General features: G+C 32.6%; 17 protein-coding genes and 1 pseudogene. 10 read left to right on the forward strand and 8 right to left on the reverse strand.

What is annotated here, in order from left to right:
- Positions 1-113: 113 nt before the first annotated feature.
- Positions 114-575, reverse strand: a complete 462-nt coding sequence (locus QGM71_RS19985) for an NUDIX hydrolase (RefSeq protein ID WP_327609322.1) — start codon at positions 573-575, stop codon at positions 114-116.
- Positions 576-770: 195 nt separating this feature from the next.
- On the opposite strand from QGM71_RS19985, the gene QGM71_RS19990 reads away from it, so the two are divergent.
- The 7 genes from QGM71_RS19990 (at position 771) to QGM71_RS20020 (ending at position 6,992) form a co-directional block, all read left to right on the forward strand.
- Entirely contained in the window at positions 771-2,513 is a 1,743-nt protein-coding gene (locus QGM71_RS19990) for a M3 family metallopeptidase (RefSeq protein WP_327609323.1), read from the forward strand.
- Positions 2,514-2,660: 147 nt separating this feature from the next.
- Positions 2,661-3,173 carry a GNAT family N-acetyltransferase gene (locus QGM71_RS19995; RefSeq protein WP_327609324.1) on the forward strand — a complete coding sequence of 171 codons (513 nt, stop codon included), beginning with the start codon at positions 2,661-2,663 and terminating at the stop codon, positions 3,171-3,173.
- 234 nt (positions 3,174-3,407) lie between these two features.
- Positions 3,408-3,827 carry a fructose-bisphosphate aldolase gene (locus tag QGM71_RS20000; RefSeq protein WP_327609325.1) on the forward strand — a complete coding sequence of 140 codons (420 nt, stop codon included), beginning with the start codon at positions 3,408-3,410 and terminating at the stop codon, positions 3,825-3,827.
- 78 nt (positions 3,828-3,905) lie between these two features.
- Positions 3,906-4,739 (forward strand): DUF4037 domain-containing protein, encoded by an 834-nt coding sequence (locus QGM71_RS20005; protein ID WP_327609326.1) that lies wholly within the window; start codon positions 3,906-3,908, stop codon positions 4,737-4,739.
- Between the two features lie 128 nt (positions 4,740-4,867).
- Positions 4,868-5,404 (forward strand): GNAT family N-acetyltransferase, encoded by a 537-nt coding sequence (locus QGM71_RS20010; RefSeq protein ID WP_327609327.1) that lies wholly within the window; start codon positions 4,868-4,870, stop codon positions 5,402-5,404.
- 413 nt (positions 5,405-5,817) lie between these two features.
- Positions 5,818-6,300 carry an NUDIX hydrolase gene (locus QGM71_RS20015; protein WP_327609328.1) on the forward strand — a complete coding sequence of 161 codons (483 nt, stop codon included), beginning with the start codon at positions 5,818-5,820 and terminating at the stop codon, positions 6,298-6,300.
- Between the two features lie 128 nt (positions 6,301-6,428).
- Positions 6,429-6,992: an HAD-IIIA family hydrolase gene (locus QGM71_RS20020; protein WP_327609329.1), complete on the forward strand. Its 564-nt coding sequence runs from the start codon at positions 6,429-6,431 to the stop codon at positions 6,990-6,992.
- A 135-nt stretch (positions 6,993-7,127) separates the two neighbouring features.
- On the opposite strand, the pseudogene QGM71_RS20025 reads toward QGM71_RS20020, so the two are convergent.
- From QGM71_RS20025 to QGM71_RS20055, 7 genes and pseudogenes are all read right to left on the reverse strand, one after another.
- Positions 7,128-7,584, reverse strand: a pseudogene (locus QGM71_RS20025) (GNAT family N-acetyltransferase).
- Between the two features lie 251 nt (positions 7,585-7,835).
- Complete coding sequence (locus QGM71_RS20030) at positions 7,836-8,321, reverse strand: hypothetical protein (RefSeq protein WP_327609330.1); 486 nt, start codon at positions 8,319-8,321, stop codon at positions 7,836-7,838.
- Between the two features lie 136 nt (positions 8,322-8,457).
- Positions 8,458-8,874, reverse strand: a complete 417-nt coding sequence (locus tag QGM71_RS20035; protein WP_327609341.1) for an oxidoreductase — start codon at positions 8,872-8,874, stop codon at positions 8,458-8,460.
- Positions 8,871-9,074 carry an oxidoreductase gene (locus QGM71_RS20040; protein WP_327609331.1) on the reverse strand — a complete coding sequence of 68 codons (204 nt, stop codon included), beginning with the start codon at positions 9,072-9,074 and terminating at the stop codon, positions 8,871-8,873. Before QGM71_RS20040 ends, QGM71_RS20035 begins: the two co-directional genes overlap by 4 nt.
- A 55-nt stretch (positions 9,075-9,129) precedes the next feature.
- Complete coding sequence (locus QGM71_RS20045) at positions 9,130-9,270, reverse strand: hypothetical protein (protein ID WP_327609332.1); 141 nt, start codon at positions 9,268-9,270, stop codon at positions 9,130-9,132.
- 130 nt (positions 9,271-9,400) lie between these two features.
- On the reverse strand, positions 9,401-9,835 hold the full coding sequence (locus QGM71_RS20050; protein WP_327609333.1) for a GNAT family N-acetyltransferase: 435 nt from the start codon (positions 9,833-9,835) through the stop codon (positions 9,401-9,403).
- Between the two features lie 369 nt (positions 9,836-10,204).
- A complete protein-coding gene (locus tag QGM71_RS20055) occupies positions 10,205-10,372 on the reverse strand; it encodes a hypothetical protein (RefSeq protein ID WP_327609334.1) in 168 nt (55 codons plus the stop codon).
- 473 nt (positions 10,373-10,845) lie between these two features.
- Here QGM71_RS20055 and QGM71_RS20060 point away from each other — a divergent pair, with 473 nt between their 5' ends.
- The 3 genes from QGM71_RS20060 (at position 10,846) to QGM71_RS20070 (ending at position 12,436) form a co-directional block, all read left to right on the forward strand.
- The gene (locus tag QGM71_RS20060) at positions 10,846-10,974 is read left to right on the forward strand and encodes a hypothetical protein (RefSeq protein ID WP_327609335.1); all 129 of its coding nucleotides are present in this window, start codon (positions 10,846-10,848) and stop codon (positions 10,972-10,974) included.
- Between the two features lie 107 nt (positions 10,975-11,081).
- Positions 11,082-11,567: a tetratricopeptide repeat protein gene (locus QGM71_RS20065; RefSeq protein WP_327609336.1), complete on the forward strand. Its 486-nt coding sequence runs from the start codon at positions 11,082-11,084 to the stop codon at positions 11,565-11,567.
- Positions 11,568-11,728: 161 nt separating this feature from the next.
- A complete protein-coding gene (locus tag QGM71_RS20070) occupies positions 11,729-12,436 on the forward strand; it encodes a hypothetical protein (RefSeq protein WP_327609337.1) in 708 nt (235 codons plus the stop codon).
- The last annotated feature ends 85 nt before the right edge of the window (positions 12,437-12,521 follow it).

Raw genomic sequence — 12,521 nt, forward strand, 5'->3', positions numbered from 1 at the left:
CTTTTTAAACAATCCTGCTACGTTAAAGTTAAAGCTTATTCAGTAAACTTCCTGTATTCTCAAGCTGCAAAGCGCTTATAACAGAAATTGTCGAGCGGGACCCGATAGTTGGATTAAAATAATCTACCTATTAAGTTATAAGGATTTACCTCCCAAGTTTCATAAGGGGTGAAATTTTTAGCTTCCATACAATCAATTGTGCGAGACTTCATATGTGGGCGAGTTATGTAATTATCTATATTTCCCTCAGTAAGTTTAACGAATTTAGCCTCTTTAATTTCTTCTGGTTGAATTTTTATGTCTCCACTAACATAGTTCGCCTTAAACACCACGGATAATAGATGTTTTGTGGCATTGTAATACAATCCTGTTATACCAATAGGTGAGATAACTATTCCTGTTTCCTCTAATATTTCTCTACATACAGCTTTATCAAGAGGTTCTCCTTCTTCCACCTGTCCTCCTGGAGCTTCCCAAGTATCAGACCGCCAGTGTGTCTTGACTAATAGAGTTTCTCCATTTTTGTTAGTAACATTAGCAGAAACTGCAATTATATGTTTTGGTGTCGTATCCATTTTCCATTCCCCCGTTTTGTTAATAATATTTAATATTATCTTGAAAAACCAATACCCCCTGTTTTTTTTACTTGTTCTTTAACTGGCAGGATTGTTTAACAAAAGAAAATTAACCCTTTAACAAATAGTTGTTGGAATTTTATGTTAATATTAGTGTAACATGCAAAACTACAAAATCAATAAGGGGAAAAATGTATGGAAACATTCAACACATTAGTTCGTTGGGATTTAAGTAATCTCCTATGTGGGCCTGACTTGGAAAAGTTTGAAGATTATTTGAGTAGCATTCAAGAAAAGTTGACAGAAATCGAGGAGTATTTAAAAACCAATACCTTGAATGACGGTGAATTGACCTCGATTTCGCAAATAATAAAAAATATTGAATCAGCAGAATCCTTTTATTACTGCTTAACCACAGAAAACATTAACTCTCCTCGCCTAACATCATTAAACGGATTCATATCAGTATTAAAATCACAAGTTAGCTTTATATTATCAAATTTGCAAGAAGACCTAAGTAATATGAGTGAAAATCAACTAGCAAATTGGTCAAATAATATTTATCAAAAAAGTCTTATAGTGGATTTACTTAAGGATGCAGAAACGACAACAAGAGAAGAAAAGGTTGTTTCAAATTTTGCCAGAGAAACATTAGCTGGTCTTGAAGACCTTTATATACAAGTTCGTAATAATATAAAAATAGATCCAGTCAGCGGAGGGAATGAAATATCTTTTGCTGAAGCAATTAATTTAGCATTGGCACATCCAGAACAATCTAAAAGAATTCAGGTATTCAATGAACTAAACAAAACCCTTGAAACACAAGCGAATATCTTTGCTTCTATATATAATCAAATGGTAGGACTAAGACTAAATGAAAATAAGATAAAAAAAGTAGACTACCTTGACGAATCCTTAAAATTAAATGGCATATCTAGACCAATACTTAATGCTATGTGGAATGCAGTAGAATCCAATATACAAGAGCTTTCAAGTTATTTCAAAATAAAAGAAGAAATAGGAACTGAAAAACCCTCTTGGTATGAATTGATGACTTCATCTCAAAATGAGTCGATTCAGATTACTTTCTCACAAGCTGTTGAGGAAATAACAAGGTCTCTTTTGAATATTGACAGCAATATGTGTGAGTTTGTAAGAAGTACAATTACGCAAAGGTGGGTCGATGCGGAGCAACGAGGAACAAAACCACCTGGTGGATTTTGTGCTCCATTTATTCCAGAAGGTGAATCACGAATTTCATTAAGTTTTGATAATAGCATAGATAGTGCTAGAAGACTTGCACACGAACTTGGTCATGCTTGGCATTTTAAACAAATGAAAGATACCCCTTCAATACACTTTTCAGATGATACATTTGAAATGACAATGGCAGAAACTTCTTCAGTCTTTTTTGAAACAGCATTTATTGACTATATTATCCAAAACACCAAAGAAGTTTCAGTTAAAAGAGCAATTCTTGGGTCAAAGATTGAGCGTAGTCTAAATTATTTGATGTCTATAAGAGGAGCCTTCTTATTTGAGAATGAGTTTTATGAGCGTAGAAAAAAAGGACAATTGAATGCCAAACAGTTAGAAGAACTTTCGTTAACATGTCAGGAAAAAGCATATGGAGATAGTTTAAGTGAATATGAGTCTTTTGTATGGATTAAATATGGACAGTTTTATCAAGCTAATGTTCCTTTTTATAATTATCCATATACTTTTGGGTTCTTATTAAGTATTGGACTTTTAGAACTAGCTAAAGAGGATAAACAATTCAAACAAAAGTTTCAAGGATTCCTGAGTGAAACTGGAATTCTGCCATTAGAACAACTATTTAAGAAACATTTCAATATAGACCTTTCACAACCAGATTTTTGGCAACAGTCGGTACAAAGATCAATTCAAGATATAGAACTATACAACCATAGTTTGTAAATAAGTGTACTTAAACTATATGGTGTGTTGCTACAATATATGGCGACGATTTTGTTAGTAACTGGCAGGGTAATTTAATAAATGTTTAGGAGTTGTCAAAATGATTGAACATAAAATTTTCCGAATTTAGAAACAGATAGGTTATTATTGCGAAATGTAAATAATGAGGATGTTGATTTTATTTATAGGCTTTTTAGTGATGAAAGAGTATGTGAATTTTTATCTGATGAAGAATTATTTATAAGTAGAAATGATGCAATAGAGTTTGTTGAATGGAATAAAGACCCAGAAAAAAAGGGATATAATCGTTGGGTATTAGTCAAAAAAGGTGCTAACCAAGAACAAATTGGAACCTGTGGATATGATAATTGGGACAGAATGAACAATATTGCAGAAATAGGCTATGATTTATGGCACGAATATTGGGGACAAGGATATATGAAGGAGGCATTAATTAGTGCAATTGAAAGTGGATTTAATCATATGAAATTGAATAGAATTAACGCTTATGTTGCTTTAGATAATGTCAACTCTATCAAGTTATTAGAAAAGCTTGGATTTGTTAATGAAGGAGTATATAGAGATAAGCATTTATTTAGGGGTAAATATTATGACCATTATTCCTTTTCTTTGTTAAAAAGAGATTGGAACGAATACTAAGGTATATTAAATATCAAACTAACGAACACAATTAGTACGTGATTGATTGTACTTAAACAAACGGGGTGCGATTGTTCAATAAGAACAGTCAATTCTTGTGCTAATAAAACAGGATAGTTGAATAAGGAGTGGGTTGTTATGAAAAAATTATAGTTTTTATTTTGGTTATTAGTCTTAATTCTGTTCGCTGCTGCCTGTAGTCATACCCAGGAACCAAAAACTACCACCGAAGCAGTGGTTTCACAATCGAGTAAAGAGGAATTCGATAATGTTGGAACTACTGGATTAAATAATCCTAAAAAAGATGACTTTCTCAAATTTACTTTCAACTTTGAGGTTGAACACGCTGCAAACAATACACGAAAAGTTGAATTTCCTAAACGGAAAAGTTGGAAAGAAGCTGTAAACTCGATAGATGATAAAGATAGGTTTTGGTTTGGAGATGGTTATAAAGAGAATTCCGATGGTGAAAATTTTGCAAGATATGAGAGTGAATTTGTTTTTTACTCCAAAGGCTTGAATGAGGAAGAAATCAGGAAGGCTTTTAACTCTATCACTTTAGAACTTTATTTAGACATTGAAGAAGGAGAGACCTTTGAAAAGGAATATAAAGTTAGTGATATAGTTAAATTTAATAACAACCAAAGTTCTTAAAGAAACGGGTACTTTAATATAACAATGGCGGTCTTTTTTACTAAAGGATCAGGATCAAAATGAGTTAGGGGAAGCTATATGAATTTAAAGTCGTTAGCGTCTGAAATTTCTAAAGTCTATATGCAAAATCCAAAGGTTGAAGCTGTTCTGCTTGGCGGTTCTGTTGCACGTAATTGGAATGATGATTACTCTGATATTGAATTATTTGTTTTTTGGAGAGAGAGTCCCACTGAACAGGACAGAAAACTTTCTATTCATACAGTTAATGGTAAAATTATTGATTTTCATCCTTATGAGGAAGAAGAATGGTCAGAAACGTATATAACACAAGAAGTAAAATTGGAAATTAGTAACTTTTTAACCCAAACTATCTATAAGATCATTAATGATGTAATTGTAAAGTATGAAACTGACTTAGATAAACAATGTCTTGTAGCTTCAGTTAATGATGGAATATCGCTTGGTGGCGAAGAAATGATTAGTCAACTCAAGGAAAAAGTAAAGGTTTATCCTAAAGAGTTGAGTAAGGCTATGATAAGAAATAACATCTACCTGGGTAACAGGTGGAGTAATCGTGAGGCTTTGCTTGCTAGAGAGGATTGGCTAATGCTATACATGGTAATTGTTTCAGCACATTCCAATATTATGGGAATATTGTTTGGTTTAAATCGATTATATGTTCATCATCCAGCTTATAAATGGCAAAATCATTCTTTAGAAAAAATGACGATTGTTCCCAAGAATATATCGAGTCGTTTGAATTCTATCCTATTAGAACACCCTAAAAAAGCTGTGATAGAATTAGAAAATATTATTCAGGAAATTTATCAATTAATACAAAGTGAGTACCCAACTATGGATTTATATAAAGTTATGGATCAGACACTTTTTCTAAGACCAAAACAGAATTAGATTAATAGTTGTTATTCAGCTAACTGACAATTGTTAAATAAGAAAAGTCGCATATTGCATTAAAGGGGCAGAATAGTTAATTAAGCATTTCTTACAGAAGGTTTACTTTTGGGGAGGTATTTTAAATTATGGAAAATATAGAAATTGTTCATTTTTACTATAACGACCCTGACATAGAAAAAATCGGAGAACTGTATTGTACGATTTTTTTGACAGATGATTATTCACTTGAAGATAAAGAAAATGCTATAAAAAATATTAAAAAGCACGCTAGTTATGAAGGCTTTATCGGTTTAAAAGCCAAAGATAACAAAGGAAATATAATCGGTTTTACATACGGCTATACAAGTTTGCCAGAACAATTTTATAGAGGAAAAATTACTAAACAATTATCAGAACTAGAAATAAAAACTTGGTTATTCAATTGCTTTGAATTTGTTGAATTAGCAGTAAACCATTCTTATAAACGTCTTGGTATTGCAAGTAAATTACACGATATTCTGTTGGAAAACATTAATCGTAAAACCGCAGTATTAACAACAGGCATTGAGAATATACCTGCAATTAGTTTATATAAAAAGAAAGGTTGGGAAATCATCAAAAAAGATGCCCCTATTATTTCAGAAGATAATTTACAAGTAATAATGGGCAAAGTATTAAACTGATTTAGGAGGAATTTATGACTAAAGAAATGTTGCTAAAATAAATTGAGTTTTTAAAAATAAATCTAAGCAATTATATTCGTTTGTATAATCAAGAAAATGCACAATGGTCTCCAAATAGTCAACTAAGGAGTTTCTTGTCCTTAACGAACCATATATGTGGCGTACCATGCGTTGCAGCAAGATGACAAGTTACAAGTTAAGGTAACCGAGCTGAGAACATACGATACATTTCAGGATATGTACAAAGATATTCCCTTTAAAGAGTTCGATTGTGAAGGTTGGACATTGAAAGAAATGGTAATATGATATATATTCTCCTGAACAAGAAAAGGAATGGGGAACATTAGCTATTACACTTAAATATTAAAGTCGCAGAATCATAAAATGGTATAACGGAAAAAGGTGGCGGAATTATGTATAAGCATACTTTATGCTTTATTAAAAAGAAGGATAAAATTCTAATGTTAAATCGTAAATATTCTCCATTAAAAGGATTGTGGAATGGTGTCGGTGGAAAAATTGACGAAGGAGAAACGGAGACGCAGTGTGTCATTAGAGAAGTAAAAGAAGAAACTGAGATTGATGTATCAATCGAACAGATTAAATACAAAGGTATCATCACCTATGAATTTGATAATTCCTTTAAAGGTGGAATACACATTTATTTAGTAGATATTCCAAATGAATATGAATATTTAACTCCCAAAACCACTGATGAGGGTATCCTTGATTGGAAAGAAATCACTTGGCTTTTGAGTGAAGATAATTATGGTGTTGATGTTATGATTCCTCGACTATTGCCAACGTTAATAATTGATCCTAATGAGTACCAACACAACTTTGTTATTGAAAATAATGACATAAAAGAGTATACCTTAAATAAAATTGTGAATTAGTGTATTTAAACAAACTGGTGCTTTAATACAATAAGAATTTTAGTAATAAGGATTCTTCAGCTAAATAGGAAGTATAGTTAAAGATGCTTGAATGTATAATGATTCTGAATTATAAGGAGACCGTACTAATGAGTAATAAACGTATTATTGAAGCTGTATTTTTAGACCGAGACGGAACAATTGGTGGAGATGATACTGTACATTTTCCAGGATCATTTGAATTATTTCCCCATTCTCAAGAACTAATAAGCAAATTGAAGAAAGATGAAATAAAAGTATTTTCATTTACTAATCAGCCGGGAATATCAGAAGGGAAAGCAACTTCACAAGAATTCATTGACGAACTCACTAAATTTGGCTTCGATGATACTTTTATTTGTCCACATAGTCATAATGAAGGTTGTAGTTGTAGAAAACCTAACACGGGTATGCTTCTCAAAGGAGCAGAGAAATATAAATTAAACATAGAAAATTGTATTGTCATTGGAGATAGATGGAGTGATTTGGTAGCAGCTTCTAAAGCAAACTGCATTAAAATACTTGTGAAAACAGGTGCAGGTAATTCGGCATTAAACGAACACTATGACAAAATAAAAGATATAGACATTGAATACATTGCTGAAAATATTAAAGACGCAATAGATTGGCTATACCGCCAATTCGAGATTAAAGATTTATCTTTTTCTTCTTGAACTATCTGGTGCGTTAACACAGTAAGTGGCGAGGGTCTTTTTAATAACTGGCGGAATTATTCAATAACTAAATCTTAGTTAACTAAAAAGACGTACCCATTTGTACGTCTTTTTGATTTTGTGATTTAATATAAATTATTTTTTCAATTGCCATTTCAACATATTTTTTTGGGGTTCTATCCTTTTCATATGCAATTTTTCTAACACACACTCTTATTGAAGCAACATTATCGCCCTGACATTCAGTGACTATCTTTTCTACATTTTTAAATGAGAAAGCCCACTTTATAATTTCTCTTACGGCTTCCGTTGCATAGCCTTTGTTTTGGGCTGAGGGTACAATTCCATATCCTACTTCAACAGTTTTTTCTGAATTGGGTTTGCCTTTAAATCCAATATCGCCAATAATAGTGTTATCTTCTTTATTGATAACAAGCCATACACCCCAACCTATATGAGTAGAGTCCTCTTTTAATTCCTCTAAATACATATTTATATGAGAACCAATTCCATATTCATTCGTTGCTGAAATAATTTGTAATGACTCTTCTGTGCAAGGTGTGATTTTTAGTCTTTGAGTTTGTAATTCCATTTATTATCTCCTTTTAAATAAGTATTATCACCTCGGTAGCAATTAACAAGCTAATTAATTCATTCATAGTCATATCCCCTTTTAGTTTTTATAATTTATTTTCAATAAAATTAAGTTATGGTAACATTGCTAATTTTCTGTTTTTTATTACCAAAATAATATTAAGCATTTATTGTGAGGAAATATACTTAAACTAAATGATGCGTTAGATAATAAAGAGCAGGTCCAAAAAAGTACTTTGAATATAAGTATTAAAGTACACTTTTTTCTACATTATAGCCTAATACTATATCGCCATTTAACTTTTGATAATAATGGTACTCAACATGAAAACCGAGTTGCTTATAAACTTTTAGTAAACATTGGTCTTCTAAATCTAATATTGGATCAGTTCCTTTTGGAACAAACGAGTAGCGATAATCATGTCCTACTCTTGTTTTAATTTTGGTAAAGGGACTTTTCCTTGCAAAGTTAACAAAAGCTTTGAGCATTTTGTAAACAATGTCCTCATTTCCTTTTAATCCTTCACTAGCTGATATACTTGGTGATACTGTTTCCGGTTCATTACGAGGAATTCTATAACGCATAATTATATATTCCTTGTTACTTGAAAAAACTAGTTCTTTCTCTTTTCTGAACTCATTCTCTCGTTTTTCTACACTAATATTTCCTGGTAAGATTTGATCCGCTATTAGTTGAAAGCAATTCAAAAAAAGTTCGTCCGTTGTTGTTATCATGTGTTAACCCTCCTATTAAATTGAAAAAATATACTAAATTATAACATGTAACTGGTAGATATAGTGAACATTTTATATCAACTTACCTATATCCAGAGAAATAAAACAAACTCAGGGTTCTACAACTTTACTAAATTTACGCACCTATCAAAAAATTCATTCTCTTTTGTACACTTCCCCTCCATTGGTCGGTTCTGCGATTAGAGTGCGGAGAGAAAAATTGTTGAATCAGATAGGTATTAGCCCCATGAATTTCCATCCCATCCCAACCAGCTTTAATTGCCCTTCTTGTTGCTTCTCCAAAAGCAGTAATCGTTTCATTTATTTCTTCTTCCGTCATTTCTCTTGGTGTAATCGCTTCTTCTCGTTCTGGTGCTACCGCACTCGCACTAATAGGTTGCCCATCAGGTAGTAGATCTGGACGTGCCATTCTACCGGCATGGTAAATTTGTAAAATGGCTTTTGCTCCTTGATCATGAATCGTTGCAGCTAATTTTGCTAAACCAGGTATTAATTTATCAATATCTGTGCCAATTTCGTTTGGAAAACCTATCCCACTTGGTAGGACATGTGCAAAATGAAGTAAGTACGGCCCTCAGCACTTTCCCTATAGTAGGCTAGTTCTTGTTCCGAAACACTTCCGTCCTCATTAGAAGACGCGTTTGTCATTGGAGCCATTAATACTCGATTCTTAAGTGTCACCCCTGAAGGCAACGTAAGTGATTCAAATATAGCTTGATACTTTGTATTCATAATTCTATCTCCGTTGGTTAATTTTTATAGATGACGCTATTACAATTTCAAATCGTTAATCACGATGTATTTTTCCCATAATAATGCCGTCTAATTCAAAATCTTCTACTACATCCACTTCCACCACGAGCTCTTCCTCTTTTTCAGGCATCACGGTAATAGTCACCTGCTTGTTCTTTCCTGCATTGGCGACCATTCCATCTTCATCCTGAATGTTTTCACTGAGTGGTTCACGTATCAAATAGAAATATAGACCTTATTCTCAACCAAAATGAAAAATAAGCGCTAAACCTATACAAAGGCCAGCGCTCTATTTAACATATCTCTTATGATTTTATGTACTTATAATGAATAAAGTCATATGTGTTATACTTATCGTCTCTCAAGCCAAGATTTTGGAAATGGTTCATCTCTAAAACCCTTTGAGATGCGTAATTGTTTGTAGTTGTCTTTGCATGTATTTCCTTTACTTTAATTTGATTTTTCATTTCATTTAAAAGCAACCTCACGCTTTTACCTGCAAGCCCCATGCCCCCATACGCTTCATCAACTCTAAAACCTAACTGACCAATTCCATGCGTATCAATATCTATCAAATTAATTCTTCCAACAATGATTCCACCCTGACTTTTTATCAAATAGAAGTACGACTCTTCTCTATCCTGCTCATCAAGTAAGTTCTGATGTCTTTGTTTAAATTCCTTGTATTCATAATAGTCATCACCACGACTTGAAACCATTTCTTTTAGAAAACTTGGCATTCGCCAAGTATTTGGGCGATGCCTTAGTTGCACTTATGCAGAAAGAAATATGGTTATGCTTTCTTAACTGCCAAAAAAAGAACGATTATTTATTTCAAATTCAAATAAAGCCTCTGCATCTTCAAGCTTTAATTTTTCACTATATATTTCCACCTAGATCCTACCTCCAATACATCTAAACCTACTCCTAAGCATTCCTTCAGTTCATTATAATACAGAAAGAATCCACTTTGATCATGTCAAAATGGATTCCCCTTTGATTCGTCCAGAACCATAGTCCTGCATGTTTTGTTTAAATAAACCATTTATTTTACATTTCTCTTTACCAGAGATCTGTTACCCTTATCCATCTTTCGCCTTGTTACTCACTCAGCCTTTTCCGGCTTGAAAAAACGATCTAAAAATCATGTATTTCTTCTTTTTCTTATCGATAGCGTGATTAGTTTTAGTAACGATTCTATTTTGACAGGCCTCTTTTTTCAATTGTTCCATACGGTCGTTAACGATACTTTTATAAATATCTATATGAAAATGCACGATGATACCTCCCTTATGTTGCTAATATTGTTTCTCATACAACCGGGAAGGCTTTTAGTTTTCGGCAGGGTGACGGAAGTTCGCTTCACAAATAACCCCTGCTTTTGGAGCAGGGAATCCACACTTCAGGTATGAATATGGTTCCTTACACGTTGAACTTTTTCTTACTTCTATGATTTTATAAGTTTATACAAAAATCACCTTTATTTGTGTAGTCATTATTATTCAGCCTCCTTTCACCAGGATCTATCGCGACATATCCATTAACTCACAAAACAAACCCTACAAACAAGCGAAAGAATAATTATAGTTATTTATTATTACATAAATATACCAGTAAATAGGGAATCTTTAGTTTTCACTTTATTATGAATATTTATGTTAAAATAAATGCAGAGATTGTGAACGATTACACTCAAACTAACGACGCAGATAGTTGAATAAGAAAGAGCAGGAGTAGGGGGGATGTTGTAGTGTGGTTACTTTTAGGTTTTATCGTAGTAGTTATTACTCTTTTATCAATAGACGGACAGCTCAGAAAAGGATATAAGCAACAACAAGAAATAGTAGAATTACTAAAACAAATTAAAGAAAAGCATTGATTTAATTCTTTAATAATCTGGTGCGATTGTTAAATAAGGACAGTCGATTATTGTGCTAACGACGTAGTTTAGTTAAACAAACAGATAAAGTATCGAGGGTGAAAATAATGGCGAAAGAATTAGAAAGAGCTATTGATTTACGGAAGGCTGGGGACCATAAGGAATCTAACGAATTATTTATGAAACTGGTACAGAAGTTCCCCGATAATGCGTCAATTAATTATCAATGTGCTTGGAGTTTTGATTTATTAGGAGAAGAATCGAAAGCAGTGCCTTTTTACGAAAATGCAATCAAATTAGGACTGTCTTCAAATGAACTTGAAGGAGCCTTAGTAGGATTAGGGAGTACATACAGAACACTAGGAGAATATGAAAATTCCAAAAGGGTATTTCAAATGGCAATCGAATCATTTCCAAACAATAGAGCAATTCAAACATTCTATTCTATGACCTTATATAATTTAAACGAACATAGTGAAGCGATGGAGTTGTTACTAAAATGCTTAATAGATACAACAACAGACGAAAAAATTTTAAGTTATAAAAAGGCAATTGATTTCTATTCGAATACATTAGATAAATTGTGGAAGTAGTTTGTGAAAAGGTATACGTAAAGTAAGGGGTGCAATAGTTAAACAACAGGAATCTTCATAAATGACAATTCCTGTTTACTTTTTGTATCACTAATGAGGCAGGATTGTGGAAGAAGAAATATAACGGTTAAGAGTGCAATCAATAGAGAGGAGGAAACCATTTGTTACGAAGAATTTTGTTGTCAATGATATTCATATTTACCATGTCATTTATTTCAGCATGTGGGGAAAGTGCGGAAGATAATGGAGAGTATCCCTATGGTCATTATGAAGATGATAAAATGATAGGTACTGTTTCAGAAGTGAATAAAAGCGGGAGTACTATAGTTGTTGACATTTCTGAATGGGAAAAGCGAGATAGAAAAGGTCCTGTTATGACAGATGAGGGCTATTCATATAAAGCTAAGATAACCGATAAAACTGTCATAAAATCTGAAAAGGATAATGAGACATCAATTGATGATATAAAAAAGGGACAAAAAGTGTTAGTTAATCCGCCAAGTGAGGATGGCTTCGAAGGTCATCCAGACGAAATTATTTTATTAGAAATGACTTATGAAGAAAAGTATTCACGGCTTCTATCGCATACAGATGGAATGAATATTGTCATCATGTATAAGGATGGGGAAACGCTACCTATGGAGATGCAAGAAACTGTCTATGAAAATGTAATGAATATATTGGAGGGGACAGAACACAGAGCTTCAGCTGCATGGGTACCTTATGATGAAAAATTTATTGTAGATTATAAAGAAGAATTGGACATTCAACAGTTTCCAGCCATGCTTGTGTTTGATGGAGAAGAGCTTATTTTTAAAGGATATAGTGTTGATGAACTATATGAGTTTTTTAGAAACTTGATTGAATAAATACTGTATGGGTTTTGTATATGAAAAAAATCACTTAAAATGGGTGCTTTAATTTAATAAGCAATTTTGAAAATAAATATAAGAA

The organism is Virgibacillus tibetensis (assembly GCF_036026595.1).
Taxonomy (GTDB): Bacteria; Bacillota; Bacilli; order Bacillales; family Amphibacillaceae; genus Virgibacillus_P; species Virgibacillus_P tibetensis.